The following is an 18,921-nucleotide window of genomic DNA, read 5'->3' as shown; positions in this document are numbered from 1 at the left end:
AGCCCGCCCAGATGGTCTCAAGTACAAACTGTACGTAGTGACGTTCTTTAGGGTTGTTGGTAATGCGCTTCGACTTCTTGTGCTTCTGACTGCCCATCGGCGGCTCCTTCCTTGAGCGCCGAAAACGACGCTCGCTGAGAAGGCGGACAAGCGCGAGGACCAGGACGGAGAGCACACCCACTGCAAATAGGAGGGGGTTGAACCCTCCGACACTGGCAGTCCTGAGCCAACGACCGCTCCACTCTATCCGCGAATGAGCAGGGTTCGGGCCAGAACGGGCTGATGTCGATCCAGCCCCACCGATTCCGAGATCCACCGCATCGCTCCGCGACCGCCCGCGAGCCGGACTGCCCCGCTCCGGATATCCCGCACCCGTTTGCGGTAGCGATCTCACTCCGAATCCGTCCTGCACCGTTCACCGGCGCGAGCGCGATAAGTCGAGAAGTCGGCGTCACTCCGCCGCCAGGTTTGTGTGGTGCCTCGGGGTCTGGGGAACGTAGCGTCGTTGGTGTCCGAGTGTCCGGCCCCGCGTTGGCGGCACGCGCCACCGGATGAGTCCCTGGTCGCCGCGAGGTGTCCCATGTCCACCACGACCATGTCGCCGTTTCAGCCGGCGACGATGTCGACCGCCCAATTGGCGGCAGTCTCCTTCCTCGCCCGCTACTCCGGACGAACGCACACGCTCTACGACTTCCAGCTACGGGAATGGTTCACCTGGTGCGAAGCCAACAGCCTGGAACCATTGACCGGCATCCAACGAGCCCACGTCGAGCTCTACGTCCGTAGCCTCGGCGAACGCGGGCTGATGGACTCCTCGATCAACACCATGATGCACGCCGTACGCGGATATTTCCGCTTCGCACATATCGACGGCCTCATCAGTTCCGACCCCGCCGTGTACGCCCGACTGCCCAAAATCCACCGCGACGAAACCCGCACCCAAGGACTCGACCGGCTCGAACTAATCCGGTTCCTACAGGTCGCCCAAACCATCACCGTCCACCACGGCGCCCTCGCGTATCTGCTCGGTATCAACGCGTTACGCGCCTCCGAAGCCGCCGCCGTCCGCATCGAGGACTACACCGACACCCTCCGCGGGTACCGGGTGCTGCACCTGGTCGGCAAGGGCAACAAGCCCGCCACCATGCCCCTGACCATCCCCGTCCTCCGAGTCCTGGAAGCATGCCGTGGTCAGCGCACCAGCGGACCCCTCATCCTGCGACCACTCTCCGGCAAACGGGTCGACCGCCGAGACGTCTACCGGATGGTCACCCGCATCGCTCATGCCGCCGCGATCCCGCGACACATCAGCCCGCACTCGCTGCGCCACGCCGCGATCACCAACGCCCTCGATGCCGGAGTCCCGTTACGTGACGCGCAAATCCTCGCTCGGCACGCCGACCCACGTACCACCGAGCACTACGACCGAGCCCGTGGCAACCTCGACCGCCACGGCGTCCACTTCCTCACTGCATACGTCGCCGGCGTCTGAACGATCGCGACCCCGGATCCGCCCAGTTATACCCGCCGTCCGTCAACTCGTCGCCGCTATAGACAACGCCTCATCGACAGTCAATGGCCGGGGTTTCGGCCATTGCACGCGAAGACCAACTGCACGTAAGGCGCACCTCGGATGGCGCCGATCCACACCGGACAGCTGTTGGTATCGGCAGCCCGCTTCATCGCTCCGGATAGCGCGCCCCTGGTACGTCTTCATCGCCATTACGATCATCTCTTTCACGCTATTGTGCGGCGCCCTTACGGGCGAGGCCGAACACAGCAGATCGAGCGGACCAGCGGAGTGAGACGACCATGGCAACTACGACGGCTTCTGTCACCGACAGCTGGGCGATAGCGGACAACGCGCTGGACTTCTTACAGCGTGCCGTCACAGAGGCAAACGCCAATCGTGCGCATCACAAGTATGCCGTGCTAGACCTCGCAGTTGCAGTCGAGACCCTGATCAAGGCCCGTCTAATCCGGGAGCATTGGACGCTGGTCATCCAGCCAATCGGCAAGGGCACGACGAAGGCGAAGTTCCTTGCCGGTGCGGCAAAAACCGTCACGCCAGGCGAAGGGCTTGACCGGCTGCGCGATGTGGTCGGCCTGGACATACCAACATCACGAGCTACCCAGATGACGACGTTGATGACTCTGCGCAACCAGGTGGTCCACTTTGCGCCGCCTACCGGTGCAGGTGCGGCAACAACCATGCTGGACAAGCTCGGGACAGGGCTCAGCTTCGCGCTGTGGTTCCTCGACCACCACTTCGCGCCCGACGCGCCGGACGCGGAGGCGGCCAAGATCGAGGAAGTGAAGCAGGAAATATCGGCCGAGCTGACTGCGATCGAAGTGTTAGCTAAGCAGCGGTTGGACGACATCAAGGAGCTACTCGATGCCGAGGAACGGCTTTATCAGTGCCCCTACTGCACCCACAACACCCTGGCCCCTCGCGATGGCGCTGCCCCCGAATGCCTCTACTGCTACCGGGCCGGTCCTGGTGAGGAAGTCGCCGAGGAGTATCTAGGCTACCCGGGAGCTGCCGGACCGGTAGAAACCTGCACCGCGTGCGAGACCCCGGCCCTACTCGCGGGCGTCCACCCCGTGAAGGACAACGAAGCGAACACCGGCGACCCACATGATCCGTATGCCGAGCCCCACTGGTTGTGCTTCGCATGCAGCATGACTGCCGCTGAGCAAGACATCATCAACTGCCTCATCTGCGGTGATGCAACGGATGGCGGGGACTCGCAGCTGTGCGGTTCGTGCTACGCGGAGCGATTCGAGGTGTTCTAGTCGATCTCTGTTGAGCTGTCGACCCCAGAGTCGGTGGCGGCTACCCCGTTGGGGCCGTCGTAACGCAGTTTCTGTGCGGCGCGCCGATGCCAGGCCCCACGTTGTCAGCCGAATCGAGTCGGGTCGTGAGAACACTGTTGGGAGTGCGTCATACCGCCGCGTGAGCGACAGTGGAGTCGGATTCAGACTCGGCCGTCATGGGCAAGAGCATGTTTGCGCCGGATGAAACGATCGGCATCGCGCGGCAGTGACGCGTGTGTCTGATGAGATTTTTGAAGCGTGCGGTGGTTCAGGTCGGGTCGCCCCGTCGTGGCGGCTACGCTCACAGAAGGAAGAGGTGAAGTCGTTGGCCACGAATAGCGCGATCGAGTGGACCGAGGTCACCTGGAACCCCGTCACCGGGTGTGACCGGGTCGCCGCCGGGTGCGACAACTGCTACGCACTGGCGCTGGCGAAACGCCTCAAGGCGATGGGCGCGGAGAAGTACCAGAACGACGGCGACCCCAGGACCTCCGGCCCCGGCTTCGGCGTCACGATCCATCCACGCGCACTGGAACAACCGCTGAAGTGGCGCACACCAAAGGTCGTCTTCGTGAACTCGATGAGCGACCTCTTCCACGCCAAGGTGCCGCTCGACTTCATCCGCGACGTCTTCGACGTGATCCGCGAGACGCCGCAGCACACCTACCAGGTGCTGACCAAGCGCGCGCACCGTACAGCGAGGATCTCCGACAGACTCGACTGGCCGGACAACCTCTGGATGGGCGTGTCGGTGGAGTCGTTCGACGTCACCGACCGGATCGACCACCTCCGCATGGTCCCGGCAGCCACGCGGTTCCTGTCGTGCGAGCCGCTCCTCACCGCGTTACCGGGGCTGGACCTCGAGAGCATCGACTGGGTGATCGCCGGCGGCGAATCGGGGCCGCGGGCGCGGCCGATGGACCCGGCCTGGGTCGAGGACATCCGCGACCAGTGTGTTCGGGCCGGAGTGTCCTTCTTCTTCAAGCAGTGGGGAGGCCGGACACCGAAGGCCAACGGACGGCAACTCGAAGGCCGCACCTGGGACGATATGCCGCAACTGGCCGTGGAGCCGGCTTAGACAAGCTCTAGTCGCCCAGGATGGGAAACTCGATGCGAGTCCCATCCGGGAACGTGCCCTTCCTCTTCTGATTGGGCGATGAGATGCGCCCGGCCGCCTGCATCGGCTTGAGGGTCTTCACCTTGACCTGACCGCTGTGAAACGGCGTCTCGGTGATCACGTAGTCGATGATCTCTTGAACCGGCACGGTCCGGCCAGCGAAGTGCTGAGCCAACTCGTCCTGAAGCGGGCCTGTGTTGGCCTCGTCGCCGAAGAGGACCTGGAGACCCGCGAGCCTGTCATCGAACTCGTAACCACCACCTGGGGCCAGGGCCCACATCGCCTGTTTCATCTTGTTGTAGGCCTGGTCGTTCCGCGTGCAGAAGAAGAGGTAACTGCCGGTATGCCCGGTGCTCGTGACCATCTTGAAGCTGCAGATGTGGGCGAAGTTGCACTCCTTGCGCAGCTGCCGCTCGTAGAGATCGTGGATGAACTCGGCACGACCCTGATCCTTCGGGGGCGCGTTCTTGTACTCGTCGGAAGCAAACAGCGCAGTAAAGTGGGGGTCGACGTTGCCCGCGTTCGCGAACCGATTGACGCTGTTGAAGTCGAAGTAGATGAACAGTTCGCAGGACTGATGGCTGACGAGGTCGCGGATCAACGACATCGGGACGTCCTTGTACCCGAACGGATCGATGAAGGCGAAGGTCGGCGCGAGCTGGTGACCGGACGGGATTGAATCGAGGATGCCGCGCGCCAACTCCTGAAAGTTCTGGTTCTCGACCTTTACCTCTATGTTCTTCGGCCAAGGCGTTCGGCTTGCCTGAAGCTCGGCGAGGACGGTCTGCAATGAGGCGAACCGCTCGCTGTCCCACTCATTGAACGCGAACGTGAACTGGGTGTCGCCGAAGCCGGCGAACGCCTGATGATCGAGCAACGCCCGCAGTGTCAGCACCGGCGAGCCAGGTTCATTGTTCGCGTATTGTCCGGGTCCAGCGAACCCATCCAGAATATTGACGCTCGAGTGATAGGGGCTGCGCCCGAAGATGGCAAACCACGCACCGAGGTAGCGGACCAAGATGTCATGCTTGACCATGGTGTGTGCTGGCCGTTCCCACACGGTCGGGAGGCTGTCACCCTTGGCCACGATCGCCTCCTCGCTCCCTGACCTGCCGCGTCACCTGTCGCCTTTGGCACGGTTGCGTGTCGCATGGAGCGGTCAGGTTCGTCGAGCCGCTCTTCGACCGGGCAGTCATGCCGTCCTTCGCCCCCTTGGCCGCGTTGAGGCTGGACCTTCGGTTCGCGACGGTCGACATGCTCTCCCCCTTGTGGCCCAGTGCACCGCCGGCTCGGGGCGCTTCTCCCTGGCCATCGTATCGGCGGCAACTGATGAAGCTGGGGATCGAGGTCTTGGCGCGGCGTCTGAACGTGTGGCGTTCCACCGAGGACGCATGCTGCCACCGAAACCGCGCATCCATGGCCCTCCGGCGCGCTGTCAGCGTCAGCTTCTAGGTTGTCCTCATGTGGCTTCACAGTTCGCCCACGGACCTTGCAGTCGGAGCCGAAGTACTCCCGCCGACTGTCACCGGCAAGCGACCCCGCACCTTCGCTCCCGACGAAAACTACAGGATGTATTCCTGGTATCGCGACGATCGTGTCTATGTCTCGCGCATCGACGGTTCCGATCCGCTGCAGGTGCTCGGAACGATGCCTTGGAATCAGCCGAATACGTATCTCTATGAAGTCGACCCGGCCGATATTGAGCACGACGGTGATGTCGTCGCGGCCCCAGCGGGGTCTCACTCGTGTGCAAAGGCCGTGGTTGCGCGCCGCATCTATGAGCCGGTCAAAGCCGCAGGCACGGGCTCGACGCACGATGGGTAGTGATCGATGTGAACCAGGCTCGAGCGGAAGCTAGTTACCGTGAGTCAACTCGAGCACTGGCGGCGCGCGTTGACTGGCCCAACCGTTAACCGCGCGGCACTCGACTTGTTCGCACGGGACGCGTTCCCCGACACGGACCAGATCGAGCGCATCTCCCACGCGTGGGCAGCCGACGACCGATGGGCGCTTGGATCTCTCCTCGTCGAGCCGATCTGCGCTACGGCTGGCTAAGTGATCAACGGGATTCACCGGTTAGAGGCTATGCGCGCTCAAGGCAGCCGCTTCACCGTGGCGCTGAACTAGCGTGCCAGCAGCGAAACTCCTGGCCCCGAGACCAATTGAGCACAAACGAAGTCCATGTCTCGAATCGGCGAGCACGAGTCGGAGTCAGTGAAGGCGCTGGCGCGTGGCCTGGGCCGTTGTGGTGGCACTCGATGAATGGAGGAGCAGTTTCCGTCGCAAGGTCGTATAGGACAGGCGTCATACCGCCGCGTAGTCGGTTCCGGATGCTGGGCCGGGAAGGCCTTAAGGCGAAAGCCCTCGCGAGCCCAGCCCTGTCACGGTAGGCCGCGGCAGTTTCGCCGCCGCATCGGCATCCCAGCAGCGCGCCCGGCTCGTAGCGCATCGTGGGTCCGGCCGCCATCTGCGCGGCGATCCACCCAATCCTTCGGGTTCGGTCCAGCCAGACCGAGAACCGGGGTCAGTAGGGTGCACATCGCGGACGCGCAAGCGTCGCCGCGGGACTTCGACCTTGAGCCAGTAGCGAAGGGATCCGTTGGAGATGGCCTGCTCGTTGGGCGGTACCCACAGCGGGCAAGATCAGCGCATCAGTCTCCGCTGCGGACTCGGACGTGTTCCCGCCGAGGAACGGCTCACGATCCAGCCGACGTCGTTGAGATCCGATGTCCCCAAGTAGCGCAGAAGTAGTGCACCCCCGAAATTGAGAAGCCCCTAACCTTGCGTTTCCGCAGGTCAGGGGCAGTTTCGAGCTGGTGGACGATACTGGGATCGAACCAGTGACCTCTTCCGTGTCAGGGAAGCGCGCTACCGCTGCGCCAATCGTCCAATGCGATATGACAACCGCAGAGCGGACAACCGGGCTCGAACCGGCGACCTCAACCTTGGCAAGGTTGCGCTCTACCAACTGAGCTATGTCCGCCTGTAACCCTGGCCGTGTCGACCGGGGCAACGGAGATGAACTTTATCCCACTCCCCACCCAACATCCAAAACGGGCGGCCCTGTGTCGCTTTCGCGAGCAACATCGCTGGCGCGATCATCGAGACGGCAACAGATGGTGGCCGGCGACAGGCTGACCGACCAGGATGAGCTGGGCACCTCAGGACGACGGATCGGCAGCGTTTCGTGGCCGGCACGCCGTGACGCGCGACGTGGCGCTTCGGAGGTGCGGACAGGGCGTCACGCGACCTGGGGCTGACCGGACTCGACAGGTCTGCGGATGCGACTGCGCGGATTTTCCTAGCCGACCCGGCGCATCAAAGACCGCCATACGCGCCGAAAAATGCTGGAGGTGGAGACGGGATTTGAACCCGTGTAGACGGCTTTGCAGGCCGTTGCCTCGCCTCTCGGCCACTCCACCGTGGAGCGGACAACCGGGCTCGAACCGGCGACCTCAACCTTGGCAAGGTTGCGCTCTACCAACTGAGCTATGTCCGCCTGCAGCTCGCAGACGAACTGCGGTGCGTGCTGCGAAACATTATCCGATAGCCCGGCGCGAATCCAAACCCGCCTCGTCGGCGGTCGTGTCGGCCAGCGTCGCCGACTCCGTGGCGTCGCGACGGGCATCCGCCGCTCCCCCACGTATGGCGGTGAGCCGCGGCAACGGCGCGAGGTCGGTGACGTTGGCGTCCTTCAACCGGTTCACGCCCTTGTTGACACCGTCGCCGATCCACTGGGCCGCCCGGTCCCGCACGGTGACCTTCTCCGGCGGCGGCCACAGGCGCACCGACGCGGCGTTCATCGCGGCTCCGATGAGCACGGCGATGCCGAGGAAGTAGAGCCAGGTCAGCACCACGATCGTCGCCGCCAGCGGCCCGTAGATGCTGGTGCTCGCGTCACCCATCGACCGGCCGAGGAACCACCGCAGCGCCATCGACGCGATCACCCAGATCGCGAGCGTAAGCGTCGCGCCCGGAATGTCGCGCACCCAGGGCGTTTTCGACGGTGTCGCGATGTAGAACAGCGTCGCGAGGCTGAGGATCGTGAGCCCGCCGACCAGCGGCCAGTAGAACGTCATCAGGAAGCGCAGACCCGGCGGCAACCAGCTGGTCAGCAGATCCGGCCCGATCACGATCAGCGGTATGACGATGGCCCCGAAGACCAGACCCGCGAGATAGAGCGACAGGCTGAGCAACCGGGTGCCGATGATCCCCCGGTGCCCGCCCCGGCCGTACATGATCGACACCGTGTCGATCGTCACGTTGAGCGCCCGCGACCCCGACCACAGCGACAACAGGAAGCCGACCGAGATCACATCGGGCCGGCCCGCGCCGAGCGCCGAGTTGATCGTCGGCATCAGCACGTCGCGCAGACTCTGCTCGGTGAGGAACTGCGAGGCGTAGGTCTCGATGTTGGTGGTGACCTGGCCAACCGCATTGGGGCCCAACCACTTTCCGAGATAACCGACCGCGCCGAGCAACCCGAAAATCAGCGGCGGCAACGAAAGCAGCGCGAAAAAACCGGACTCCGCGGCGAGACCCGTGACCCGGTAGCGCATGCAGACCCGGATGGTCCCCATCGTCAATCGCGCGAGGGCCAAAGCGCCTGGCACCCGCGACAATTCGCGTCGCGCGACGGCCTTCACTCCCATGAACGCGCCTCGTTCGATCGCCCGGCCTCGTCAGTCACTCAAGTCACGGTATCGGCGGAACGGCCGAATCCGGTGGACCTCACTGGTGTTCGCCTGTCCCGTGTGTCACATCAGTCACGCGGTTCGGAGCGCCGGCCGAGCGCGCATAGACTTCATCCCCTCATGGACATTTGGCCCGGTAAGCCCTACCCGCTCGGCGCGACGTATGACGGCACCGGCGTCAACTTCGCGCTGTTCTCCGAGATCGCCGACGGCGTCGAACTCTGTCTGGTCGACGAATCCGGCACCGAGACACGCGTTCCGCTGTCCGAGGTGGACGGCCACGTCTGGCACGCGTACCTGCCCGGCATACAGCCCGGTCAGCGTTACGGCTACCGGGTCTACGGCCCGCACGACCCGGCCAACGGTCACCGGTGCAACCCCGCGAAGCTGCTGCTCGACCCCTACGCCAAGGCGTTCGACGGTCAGGTCGACGGGGACGAGGCGCTCTTCAGCTACCGCTTCGACGACTCCGACGAGTTCAACGACGACGACTCACTCGGCCACACGATGCTGTCCGTGGTCGTCAACCCGTTCTTCGACTGGGGCCACGACCGGCCGCCGCAGCACGAATACCACGACAGCGTGATCTACGAGACCCACGTCAAGGGCCTCACGATGACCCACCCCGACGTACCCGACGAGATCCGGGGCACGTATGCCGCGATGGCACACCCGGCGATCATCGACCACCTCACCGAGCTCGGCGTCACGGCGGTCGAGCTGCTGCCGGTGCACCAGTTCGTGCAGGACGCGACCCTGCAGGAGAAGGGCCTGCGCAACTACTGGGGTTACAACACCATCGGCTTCCTCGCCCCGCACAACGAATACGCCAGCTCCGGCACCGACGGCCAGCAGGTGACCGAGTTCAAGGCGATGGTCAAGGCGCTGCACGAGGCGAACATCGAGGTCATCCTCGACGTCGTCTACAACCACACCGCCGAGGGCAACGATCTCGGCCCGACGCTCGCCTTCCGCGGCATCGACAACGCCGCCTACTACCGGCTCGTCGACGACGACAAGTCGCACTACTACGACACCACCGGCACCGGCAACAGCCTGCTGATGCGCAGCCCGCACGTGCTGCAGCTGATCATGGACTCACTGCGCTACTGGGTGCAGGAGATGCACGTCGACGGCTTCCGCTTCGACCTGGCCGCGACCCTCGCCCGGCAGTTCCACGAGGTCGACAAGCTGTCGGCGTTCTTCGACATCATCCAGCAGGACCCGGTCATCTCCCAGGTCAAGCTGATCGCCGAGCCCTGGGACCTCGGCGACGGCGGCTACCAGGTCGGCAACTTCCCGCCGCTGTGGACGGAGTGGAACGGCAAATACCGCGACACCGTCCGCGACTTCTGGCGCGGCGAACCCTCAACGCTCGGCGAATTCGCCTCTCGCCTCACCGGTTCCAGCGATCTCTACGCCCACTCGGGCCGTCGGCCGATCGCCTCGATCAACTTCGTCGTCGCGCACGACGGCTTCACGTTGCGTGACCTGGTGTCCTACAACGAGAAGCACAACGAGACCAACGGCGAGGACAACCGCGACGGCGAGAGCCACAACCGGTCCTGGAACTGCGGCGTCGAGGGACCGACCGACGACGCGCAGATCAACGCACTCCGGGCCCGCCAGCAGCGCAACTTCATCGCCACTCTTCTACTCAGCCAGGGCGTGCCGATGCTCGCCCACGGCGACGAGCTCGGGCGAAGCCAACAGGGCAACAACAACGTCTACTGCCAGGACAACGAGATCTCCTGGGTCGACTGGGCGCTCGACGACCAGGAGCACTCGCTGCTCGACTTCACCCGGGACGTGATCGCGCTGCGCCGGGACCACCCGACGTTCCGCCGCCGGCGGTTCTTCGAGGGCGACGCCCACCACGGCGGGGCCAGTGACGTCGGCGACATCGAGTGGTACTCCCCCACCGGCACCGAGATGAACGAACTCGACTGGCGCAACGGCTATGCGCGGGCCCTCATGGTCTTCCTCAACGGGCAGGCGATCCACACCCCCGACGAGAAGGGCCGCGAGGTCGTCGACGACCACTTCCTGCTGCTCTTCAACGGCCACCACGAGAGCGTCGACTTCACCGTGCCGAAAGACCTGCACGACGGCCAGTGGGCCATCGCGCTGCACACCTCCGACCCCGAACAGGTCGACGCCGAGCGCAGTTACGCCTCCGGCGACGGCATCTCGGTCGAGAGCCGGTCGGTGGTCGTGCTGCAGGCGGTCGCGACCGACGAGTGACGCGACCGCCCGCAGCGGACGGAGTAGCCCGGGTAGCCCGAGCCCGGCCCGATCAGGTGGCCGCGAGCCGCTTCTGCTGGGCCTTGACGTCGAAGTCGGCCTTCGGCCACTGCAGGTCGAGCGACCGCAACTCGTCCAGCAGCAGTTGCTGCACCGCGAGGCGCGCATACCACTTGTGGTCGGCGGGCACGACATACCAAGGGTTTTCGTCGGTGGAGGTCTTCTCGAGCATCGCCTGGTAGGCCTCCATGTAGTGGTCCCAGTATTCGCGCTCGTCGATGTCGCCCGGGTTGAACTTCCAATACTTATCCGGGCGGTCGAGCCGCTCGGTGAGCCGCTTCTTCTGCTCGTCCGGGGAGATGTCCAGCATCACCTTGATGATGTGGATGCCCTTGGCGTTCGCGCTGCGCTCGAAGGTGTTGATCTGCCCGTAGCGGCGGCTCCACGTCGCCGGCGGCACGAGATCGTGCACCCGCACGACCAGGACGTCCTCGTAGTGCGAACGGTCGAAGACACCGATGTAACCCGGCTCGGGCAGCTCCCGCCGGATGCGCCACAGGAACGGGTGCCGACGCTCCGCGGCGGTCGGCGCCTTGAACGCGTGCAGCTTCACCCCCTGCGGGTCGACCGTGCCGACCACGTGGCGCATGATGCCGCCCTTGCCGGCGGTGTCCATGCCCTGCACCACCAGCAGGATCGCGGGACCGTCGCCGTCGCGACCCCCGGCATACAACCGCTCCTGGAGGTCGTCGATCTCGTCACGCACGGCCGCCATCGCCTTCTCGGCGTCCTTCTTGTCACCCGAAAACCCAGGCGTGGCAGCAGGATCGACGTCGGCGAGCTGGAAACCGGGTGTGACACGGAGCAACTCCGCGATCGTCGGCTTCGGCTTGCCGTTCTTCTTCGCCTTCTTCTTGGACTTCTTCGCATCCTTCTTGGCCATGCCACATCGTCGCACATGGTGTTCCATGGATGCATGCGACGACTGCTGCCGACGGGTGCCGAACTCAGCGATGACGACCTGATCGAGTTGTATGCCGGGACCGCCACCGACCCATCGCTCGTGCGGCTGAACATGGCTGCCACCGTTGATGGTTCGGCGACCGGCGACGACAACCGTGCGGGATCGATCAACACGCCGCCGGACAACCGGGTGTTCCAACTGCTGCGCGCATGGGCCGACGTGATCGTCGCCGGGTCGGGCACCGTGCTGGCCGAGCACTACGACGCGGCCGTGACCGACCCGCGATGGACGAAACTGCGCGAGGGCAGACCGGCGGATCCGGCACTGGCCGTGCTGACCTCGTCCGGCACGGTGCCGTCCGAGGTCGACACCAGCACCGGAGGCGAGGTCCTGGGAGTGCGGTCGTCCGCCGCCCGCCCGTTCTCCGAGGTGATCGACCAACTGCACGAAAAGGGTTATCGACGCATCCTTTTCGAGGGCGGACCGACAATCGCCGGCGAAGCACTCGCACAGGGCGTGATCGATGAACTGTGCCTGACCTGGACCCCGATGGTCGTCGGAGGCGACGGGCCGCGCATCACCCGCGGCCCGCAGATGGACCGCCCGCTGACTCTGCTGTCGATGCTCGAGGAAGACGGCACGCTCATCGGTCGGTGGCAGGTCGGCTGAATCCCGTTCAGCCGGAGCAGAACTCAGCGACCAGTCGCTCCCAACGCGCCGGGTCGACATTCCATTCGCGGCAGTGTCGCGCCACGTTCCAGCGCTCGAGCCGGACCAGATCGGGGCGCGCGGCCGCGAGGGCGGCGGACGGCGCGAACGGCACGAACTCGTCGACCGCGGAGTGGATCAGCAGGATCGGCACCCGGAGCTCCCCGGATCGGGCGACCCAGTCGGTGCGACGCAGGTCGAGGCGCTCCCCCAGACCGGCGACCACCCGGTGCAGCGGGCTGCGCATCAGCAGCTGTCCGAGCCGGTCGATCGGCCGCGGCAGGTTGTTGAGACCGGCGTGGAAGTCGAAGACCGCCGGCCAGCTGACGACGGGTGCGTCGAGCACCACCCGGGTCACCACGTCGGCGAGCCAGGATCGGTCGAGCAGTTGCAGCACGACGGCGCCGCCCATCGACCAGCCGAACAGTTGCACCTCGCGCGCGCCGCGCTCCACGGCATACAGCAGCGCGGCCTCGACGTCCTCCCACTCCGACAGACCCAGGTGATAGCGACCGTCGCGGGAGGCGGGCGCGCCGATGTCGTTGCGGTAGCTGGGGATCAGGCAGTTGATGCCGAGCGCGTGCAGGGTGCGCATGGCGCGCAGGCACTCGCCGCGTTGCGCGCCCCGACCGTGCACCAGCACCGCCCAGCGGTTGCTCCCCGGAGCCTCGGCGAGCCACGCCGGCATCGGACCCAGCGGCGGGTCGAGCACGGCATCCCGGAGCTCCACCCCCAGCGGGGTCGAGGGCGGCCCGCAGAAGTAGTAGCCGTTCATCCGGGCCGGTGCCGCGTCGAGTGTGCCGAAGTCGACCCCGTCGAGCTCGCGCACGACCTCCCGATCGCCGACCTCGAGCACCTCACCGAGGCGCGCGTGGGTCTGGAAACCGTTCTGCCACAAGCCATATCGACCGGGCGCCACGGATTCCTCGGTGCGGGCCAGCACGATGCGGTCGCCGTCGATCGCCAGCACCGGCAGGTCGTCGACGGGTGGCTCGGGCGTCAGGATCTGCCGGACGAAGTAACCGGCGGCGCCGACTGCCGCGCCTCCGGCCGCAGCGGCGACGGTGGGCGGCACGGCGAGTGGCATTCGGCTCGGCACCCCGCCATCGTCTCAGGGACATGGGCAGAATGGCGCCATGGACCTGCCACTGGAGTTGCCGATCACCCCGATGCTCGCGAAGGCGACTGCGAAGGTGCCCGCCGCGGACAGCGTCGACGGCGGGATGCTCTACGAGCCGAAGTGGGACGGATTCCGCTGCATCCTGCTACGGGACGGCGACGAGATCGAGCTGGCGTCACGGGGATCCAAGCCGTTGACCCGCTACTTCCCGGAGCTGGTCGCGGCAGCCCGCGAGCAACTGCCCGACCGGTGCGCGCTCGACGGTGAGGTCGTCGTGCGCTCCGGCGCCGACGGTGCGGCCCGCCTGGACTTCGAGGCGCTCGGGCAGCGCATCCACCCGGCGGAGTCGCGGATCACCAAGCTGTCGCAGGAGACGCCCGCGGAAATCATCCTCTTCGACGCCCTGGTGGTCGACGGGAAGTCGTTGCTCGACGCGCCGTTCGCGGACCGGCGAGAGGCGCTGGTCGCGACGATGCAGGGCGTCGGCGCGCCGTTCCACGTGACGCGGGTGACCGACGACGCCGCGGTGGCGGAGGACTGGTTCTCGCGCTTCGAGGGCGCCGGCCTCGACGGTGTCGTCGCCAAACCAAAGCTGTCGTCATACCAGCCGGGTAAGCGAACGATGCTCAAGATCAAGCATTCGCGCACCGCCGAGGCGGTGCTGATCGGTTATCGAATCCACAAGAGCGGCAACGGTGTCGGCTCACTCCTGCTCGGCATGTATGACGACAACGGCCACCTGCGCAATGTCGGCGGCATCGTGTCGTTCACCGCGAAACGCCGGCTGGAGCTGATCGACGAGCTCGCTCCCCTCGTCGAGACCGACGACGCCGGGGACGCGCTGAAGGGTGAGACCGACCGGTCGCGCTTCAGCAGCAACAAGGACGTGTCCTTCGTGCGGCTGTGGCCCGAGAAGGTGGTCGAGGTCAAGTTCGACCAGTTGGAGGGCGCCCGCTTCCGGCACGGTGTCGGCTTCCTGCGCTGGCGCCCCGATCGTGACCCGGAGTCGTGCAAGCTCTCGCAGGTCGAGCGGGCCCCGGCATACGACCTGGGGGAAGTCCTGCGCTGAGCGCTACTGCTCGATCCGGTTGCCGTCGGCGTCCCAGTGCTCGGCGACCTTTTTGCTGGGCTGCACGCGCGGCGGCTCGCCGGGCTGCTTCGGGTAGTCCGGCGGCCAGTTGAGCTCGCCACCGGGCAGCGTCTCCCAGAGGTCGAGCAGCGGTGCCAGTGAATAGGATTCGTCGTCCATGTCGGCCCACGGGTTGCCGTCGGACAGGTAGTCCGGCACCGTCGTGAGGTTGAAGTCGGCCGGGTCCTTGACGTCGGCGATGGCGGCCCAGGTCATCGGCGTGCTGACCGGCGCACCGGGGCGCGCCCGCAGGCTCCACGCACCGGCGATGGTGCGGTCACGGTTGTTCTGGTTGAAGTCGACGAAGATGCGGGCCCCGCGTTCCTCCTTCCACCAGGCGGTCGTGACACCGTCGTCGCGCCGCTCGAGCTCGCGGCCGAAGCCGATCGCCGCGTGCCGCACGTCGTCGAAGGTCCACTCCGGGCGGATCCGCACGTAGATGTGAATCCCCCTGTTACCGCTGGTCTTCGGGTAACCGCGCAGGCCGAGCTCCTCGAGCAGTTCCTTGGCGACGCCGGCGACGCGCTGCGCGTCGGCGAAGTCGGTGCCCGGCTGCGGGTCGAGGTCGATGCGCAACTCGTCGGGGTGATCCACGTCGGGCCGGCGGACCGGCCACGGGTGGAAGACGAGCGTGCCCATCTGGGCCGCCCAGACCAGCGACGCCGGCTCGGTCGGGCACAGCTCGTCGGCGGTGCGCCCGCTCGGGAAGGTGATCGGCACCGTCTCGACATAGTCGGGCGCGCCCCTCGGCAACCGCTTCTGATAGAAGCCGTCGGCGTCGCGGTCCTTGGGTCCCACCGCGAGCCGCATCCCCTCGCGCCAGCCGTCCGGCCAACGCTCCATCGCGGTCGGTCGCTCCCCGATGCTCAGCATCATCGCGTCGCCCACGGTCGCAAAGTATTGGCAGACCTGGAGTTTGGTGATCTCCGGCGTGCGATCGGTCGCCTCGTAGATGACGCGGTCGGGGCTGGTCACGCGCACGTCGCGGTCGCCGGCCGCCACCTCGGCTGCAGGGGTTTTCGCCATACGGCCCACGCTAGTGGCACCGGCGGCGTTCGCGCTTTTCGCCGGACGTTCAAGGACACGTCACACGACACGGCCCCATCGGGCCACCGCAGTCCGTAAAGTCCGATGGTTGTACCGCTCCGTCACCCGCAACGAACGCATCCCCCGAGAGGTCCTCCATGTCCCACCGGTCTGCCCGCGTGCGCCTCGTCACGCTGCTTGCCGCCACTGCCCTCGGCGGCGCCGGCGCCGTCACCCTCGCCACCCCGGCCGCGCACGCCGCGTCGCCCAACGTCGTCATCTCCGCGGTGTATGGCGGGGGCGGCAACAGCGGCGCGCCCTACAAGAACGACTACATCGAGCTCTACAACACCGGCTCGTCCGCGATCGACCTGTCCGGCTGGTCGCTCACCTATCGCTCCGCGAGTGGTGGCAGCGGCGGCAGCACCGCGCTCACCGGCAGCATCGCGCCGGGCGGCCACTTCCTGGTGCAGGAAGGCGCCGGCAGCGGCTCCGCGGCGGCGCTGCCGGCGCCCGACGCGACCGGGACGCTCAACATGTCGGCCACCGCCGGTAGCGTGGTCCTTGCCCAGGGTGGCACCACCGTCGACACCGTCGGCTACGGCAACGTGACTTCGACGTATGTCGAGAGCTCCCCCGCGCCCGCCATGTCCAACACCCTCTCGGACATCCGCACCAAGGGCTGCACCGACACCGACAACAACGCGAGCGACTTCGTCTCGGGTGCACCATCCCCGCTGAATTCGTCTGCGCCGCAAGGAGTTTGCGGCTCCGGCAGCACGACTCCCCCGCCGCCCACTGGCGAGCCAGCGACCATCGAGCAGGTGCAGGGCACCGGCTTCCAGTCGCCGCTCGCCGGCAAGAACGTCCGGGACGTGCGCGGCATCGTGACCGCCGTCAACGGCACCTCCGGCTTCTGGATGCAGGCGGCGACCCCGGACGACGACCCGCGCACCAGCGAGGGCATCTACGTGTATGGCGGCAGCACCGCCAAGGTCGGTGACGACGTGACGGTCGCCGCCAAGGTGACCGAATATCGCCCCGGCGGCCGCAGCGGCACCGGCAACCTGACCACCACCGAGCTCACCGCCCCGACGGTCATCGTCAACAGCTCCGGCAACCAGCTGCCCGCACCGGTCGTCGTCGGCTCGCCGGGTCACGTTCCGCCGGCCCAGGTCGTCGAGTCCGGCGCCCCGGGCAACGTCGAGACGGCCGGTCTCACCCTCGACCCGGCCAAGAACGCGCTCGACTTCTGGGAGTCGTTGGAAGGCATGCGGATCCAGGAGGACGACGCCCGTGTCGTCGGCCCGACCGCGACCAACTATGGCGAGACCCCGATCATCCCCGGCAACACCACCGACGTCACGAACACGCCGCGCGGCGGGATCCTCTACAAGAGCTACGAGACCCCCAACGCGATGCGGCTGATCCTCAGCGACGCGCTGCTGCCCACGGGTTCGGTCGCGCCGGCCAACGTCGGCGACAGCCTCCCCGGAGCCACGGTCGGCGTGCTGGACTACAACTTCGGCAACTTCGTGCTGATGGGCACCGAGGTGCCGGCGCTGAAGTCGGGTGGCCTGCAGCGCGAGACGACGACCGCGCAGTCGGGCAAGGAGGCCGCGATCGCGACCTTCAACGTCGAGAACCTCGCCCCGTCCGACCCGCAAACCAAGTACGACCGGCTGGCGGGGCAGATCGTGCGCAACCTGCAGGCGCCGGACATCGTGGCGCTCGAGGAGATCCAGGACAACAGCGGCGCCGCCGACGACGGCACCGTCGACTCGACCGCGACCAGCGACAAGCTCATCGCGGCCATCGCCGCCGCGGGCGGCCCGGCATACCAGGCGACGTGGGTGAACCCGGAGAACGACACCGACGGCGGGCAGCCGGGCGGCAACATCCGCCAGGTGTTCCTCTACCGCACGGACCGCGGGATGAGCTTCGTGCAGAAGGACGGCGGCACCGCCACCACCTCCACGCAGGTCGTTGGCAAGGGGCCGAAGACGTCGATCACCTTCTCCCCCGGCCGGATCGACCCGACCAACGCCGCATGGGACAACTCGCGCAAGCCGCTCGTCGGCCAGTTCGAGTGGCAGGGCAAGCCGCTGTTCGTGATCGCCAACCACTTCAACTCCAAGGGCGGCGACGACTCGATCATGGGCCGCTTCCAGCCGCCGGTGCGCGGCAGCGAGACGCAGCGGCATGCCCAGGCGACCGTCGTGCGCGGCTTCGTCGACGACCTGCTGGCCGCCGACAAGAACGCTCAGGTCGTCGTGCTCGGCGACCTCAACGACTTCGACTTCAGCCAGACCGCGGACATCCTGGTCGGGTCCGGCAAGACCGCGCTGACCGACCTGCCGCGCACGCTGCCGGTCGGTGAGCGCTACACCTACGACTACCAGGGCAACAGCCAGGTGCTCGACCAGATCCTGATCAGCCAGGGCTTCGGCAAGAAGTGGTCGTACGACATCGTGCACACCAACTCCGAGTTCTACGACCAGGACTCCGACCACGACCCGCAGGTGGTGCGCGTGCAGTAGCCCCTGCCGTCGGATTGCCATCGGATTGCCATCGACGCGCAATCGACGCGCAGTCGACAGGGAGCCGCCCCGGGAACGTACCGGGGCGGCTCCTTGTTGATACACATGGAAAGACTTCACCGGCGGCCTCAAGGAGAGTGCGATGACCGACCAGACGGCATACAACGTCACCAAGACCGACGACGAGTGGCGCGAGCAGTTGTCCCCGGCGGAGTACGCCGTGCTGCGCCAGGCCGGCACCGAGCGCCCGTTCACCGGCGAATACACCGACACCGAGACCGAGGGCGTCTACAGCTGCCGGGCCTGCGGTGCCGAGCTGTTCCGCAGCACCACCAAGTTTCACAGCCACTGCGGCTGGCCGTCCTTCTACGCACCGACCGAGGACGACAACGTGGAGCTCATCACGGACCGCTCGATGGGCATGGTGCGCACCGAGGTGCGGTGCGCCAACTGCGGATCCCACCTCGGCCACGTCTTCGAGGGTGAGGGTTACGACACCCCGACCGACCAGCGCTACTGCATCAACTCGGTGTCGCTGAAGCTGGACCCGAAGGAGTGACGG

The 18,921-nt window shown here is 66.4% G+C and carries 14 protein-coding genes and 4 tRNA genes; 9 read left to right on the top strand and 9 right to left on the bottom strand.

Annotated elements, in window-relative coordinates; genetic code table 11:
* Window positions 1-580: 580 nt before the first annotated feature.
* From HJ588_RS11700 to HJ588_RS11690, 3 genes are all read left to right on the top strand, one after another.
* On the top strand, window positions 581-1,492 hold the full coding sequence (locus tag HJ588_RS11700; protein ID WP_171155138.1) for a tyrosine-type recombinase/integrase: 912 nt from the start codon (window positions 581-583) through the stop codon (window positions 1,490-1,492).
* A 320-nt stretch (window positions 1,493-1,812) separates the two neighbouring features.
* Window positions 1,813-2,796 carry a hypothetical protein gene (locus HJ588_RS11695; protein ID WP_171155136.1) on the top strand — a complete coding sequence of 328 codons (984 nt, stop codon included), beginning with the start codon at window positions 1,813-1,815 and terminating at the stop codon, window positions 2,794-2,796.
* A 346-nt stretch (window positions 2,797-3,142) separates the two neighbouring features.
* Window positions 3,143-3,895 carry a DUF5131 family protein gene (locus HJ588_RS11690; protein ID WP_171155134.1) on the top strand — a complete coding sequence of 251 codons (753 nt, stop codon included), beginning with the start codon at window positions 3,143-3,145 and terminating at the stop codon, window positions 3,893-3,895.
* A gap of 7 nt (window positions 3,896-3,902) precedes the next feature.
* On the opposite strand, the gene HJ588_RS11685 is transcribed toward HJ588_RS11690, so the two are convergent.
* Window positions 3,903-5,021, bottom strand: coding sequence for a three-Cys-motif partner protein TcmP (locus HJ588_RS11685; RefSeq protein ID WP_171155132.1), 1,119 nt, complete (start codon window positions 5,019-5,021; stop codon window positions 3,903-3,905).
* Between the two features lie 374 nt (window positions 5,022-5,395).
* Between HJ588_RS11685 and HJ588_RS11680 the strand changes: the two genes are divergently transcribed.
* Window positions 5,396-5,758 carry a hypothetical protein gene (locus HJ588_RS11680; RefSeq protein WP_212755431.1) on the top strand — a complete coding sequence of 121 codons (363 nt, stop codon included), beginning with the start codon at window positions 5,396-5,398 and terminating at the stop codon, window positions 5,756-5,758.
* Between the two features lie 990 nt (window positions 5,759-6,748).
* Here the strand turns inward: HJ588_RS11680 and HJ588_RS11675 are convergent.
* The 5 genes from HJ588_RS11675 to HJ588_RS11655 all read right to left on the bottom strand — a co-directional run bounded on the left by HJ588_RS11675 (window position 6,749) and on the right by HJ588_RS11655 (window position 8,586).
* Window positions 6,749-6,823, bottom strand: a tRNA-Val gene (locus HJ588_RS11675).
* Between the two features lie 21 nt (window positions 6,824-6,844).
* Window positions 6,845-6,917 (bottom strand) — tRNA-Gly (locus HJ588_RS11670).
* A 365-nt stretch (window positions 6,918-7,282) separates the two neighbouring features.
* Window positions 7,283-7,356, bottom strand: a tRNA-Cys gene (locus HJ588_RS11665).
* A 1-nt stretch (window position 7,357) separates the two neighbouring features.
* Window positions 7,358-7,433, bottom strand: a tRNA-Gly gene (locus HJ588_RS11660).
* 40 nt (window positions 7,434-7,473) lie between these two features.
* Window positions 7,474-8,586, bottom strand: coding sequence for a YihY/virulence factor BrkB family protein (locus HJ588_RS11655; protein ID WP_171155128.1), 1,113 nt, complete (start codon window positions 8,584-8,586; stop codon window positions 7,474-7,476).
* A 162-nt stretch (window positions 8,587-8,748) separates the two neighbouring features.
* Here HJ588_RS11655 and glgX point away from each other — a divergent pair, with 162 nt between their 5' ends.
* On the top strand, window positions 8,749-10,872 hold the full coding sequence (gene glgX / locus HJ588_RS11650; protein WP_171155125.1) for a glycogen debranching protein GlgX: 2,124 nt from the start codon (window positions 8,749-8,751) through the stop codon (window positions 10,870-10,872).
* 52 nt (window positions 10,873-10,924) lie between these two features.
* Here the strand turns inward: glgX and HJ588_RS11645 are convergent, their stop codons facing one another.
* The gene (locus tag HJ588_RS11645; protein WP_171155123.1) at window positions 10,925-11,815 is read right to left on the bottom strand and encodes a polyphosphate kinase 2 family protein; all 891 of its coding nucleotides are present in this window, start codon (window positions 11,813-11,815) and stop codon (window positions 10,925-10,927) included.
* A gap of 33 nt (window positions 11,816-11,848) precedes the next feature.
* Between HJ588_RS11645 and HJ588_RS11640 the strand changes: the two genes are divergently transcribed.
* Complete coding sequence (locus tag HJ588_RS11640) at window positions 11,849-12,505, top strand: dihydrofolate reductase family protein (RefSeq protein WP_171155121.1); 657 nt, start codon at window positions 11,849-11,851, stop codon at window positions 12,503-12,505.
* Window positions 12,506-12,512: 7 nt separating this feature from the next.
* Here HJ588_RS11640 and HJ588_RS11635 read toward each other — a convergent pair whose 3' ends face one another.
* Window positions 12,513-13,643 carry an alpha/beta hydrolase family protein gene (locus HJ588_RS11635; RefSeq protein WP_343036685.1) on the bottom strand — a complete coding sequence of 377 codons (1,131 nt, stop codon included), beginning with the start codon at window positions 13,641-13,643 and terminating at the stop codon, window positions 12,513-12,515.
* Between the two features lie 37 nt (window positions 13,644-13,680).
* Between HJ588_RS11635 and HJ588_RS11630 the strand changes: the two genes are divergently transcribed.
* Complete coding sequence (locus HJ588_RS11630) at window positions 13,681-14,733, top strand: ATP-dependent DNA ligase (protein WP_171155119.1); 1,053 nt, start codon at window positions 13,681-13,683, stop codon at window positions 14,731-14,733.
* A 3-nt stretch (window positions 14,734-14,736) separates the two neighbouring features.
* Here the strand turns inward: HJ588_RS11630 and HJ588_RS11625 are convergent, their stop codons facing one another.
* Window positions 14,737-15,819 (bottom strand): DNA polymerase domain-containing protein, encoded by a 1,083-nt coding sequence (locus HJ588_RS11625; RefSeq protein WP_171155117.1) that lies wholly within the window; start codon window positions 15,817-15,819, stop codon window positions 14,737-14,739.
* A 158-nt stretch (window positions 15,820-15,977) separates the two neighbouring features.
* Between HJ588_RS11625 and HJ588_RS11620 the strand changes: the two genes are divergently transcribed.
* Both HJ588_RS11620 and msrB read left to right on the top strand, forming a co-directional pair.
* The gene (locus HJ588_RS11620; RefSeq protein ID WP_171155116.1) at window positions 15,978-18,359 is read left to right on the top strand and encodes a lamin tail domain-containing protein; all 2,382 of its coding nucleotides are present in this window, start codon (window positions 15,978-15,980) and stop codon (window positions 18,357-18,359) included.
* Between the two features lie 142 nt (window positions 18,360-18,501).
* Window positions 18,502-18,918: a peptide-methionine (R)-S-oxide reductase MsrB gene (gene msrB / locus HJ588_RS11615; RefSeq protein WP_171155113.1), complete on the top strand. Its 417-nt coding sequence runs from the start codon at window positions 18,502-18,504 to the stop codon at window positions 18,916-18,918.
* Window positions 18,919-18,921: the final 3 nt, after the last annotated feature.

Source organism: Flexivirga aerilata, assembly GCF_013002715.1.
In the GTDB taxonomy this organism is placed as follows: domain Bacteria; phylum Actinomycetota; class Actinomycetes; order Actinomycetales; family Dermatophilaceae; genus Flexivirga; species Flexivirga aerilata.
Note: the sequence above shows the minus strand (reverse complement) of the source record. Positions and strands in the feature narration are given on the sequence as shown.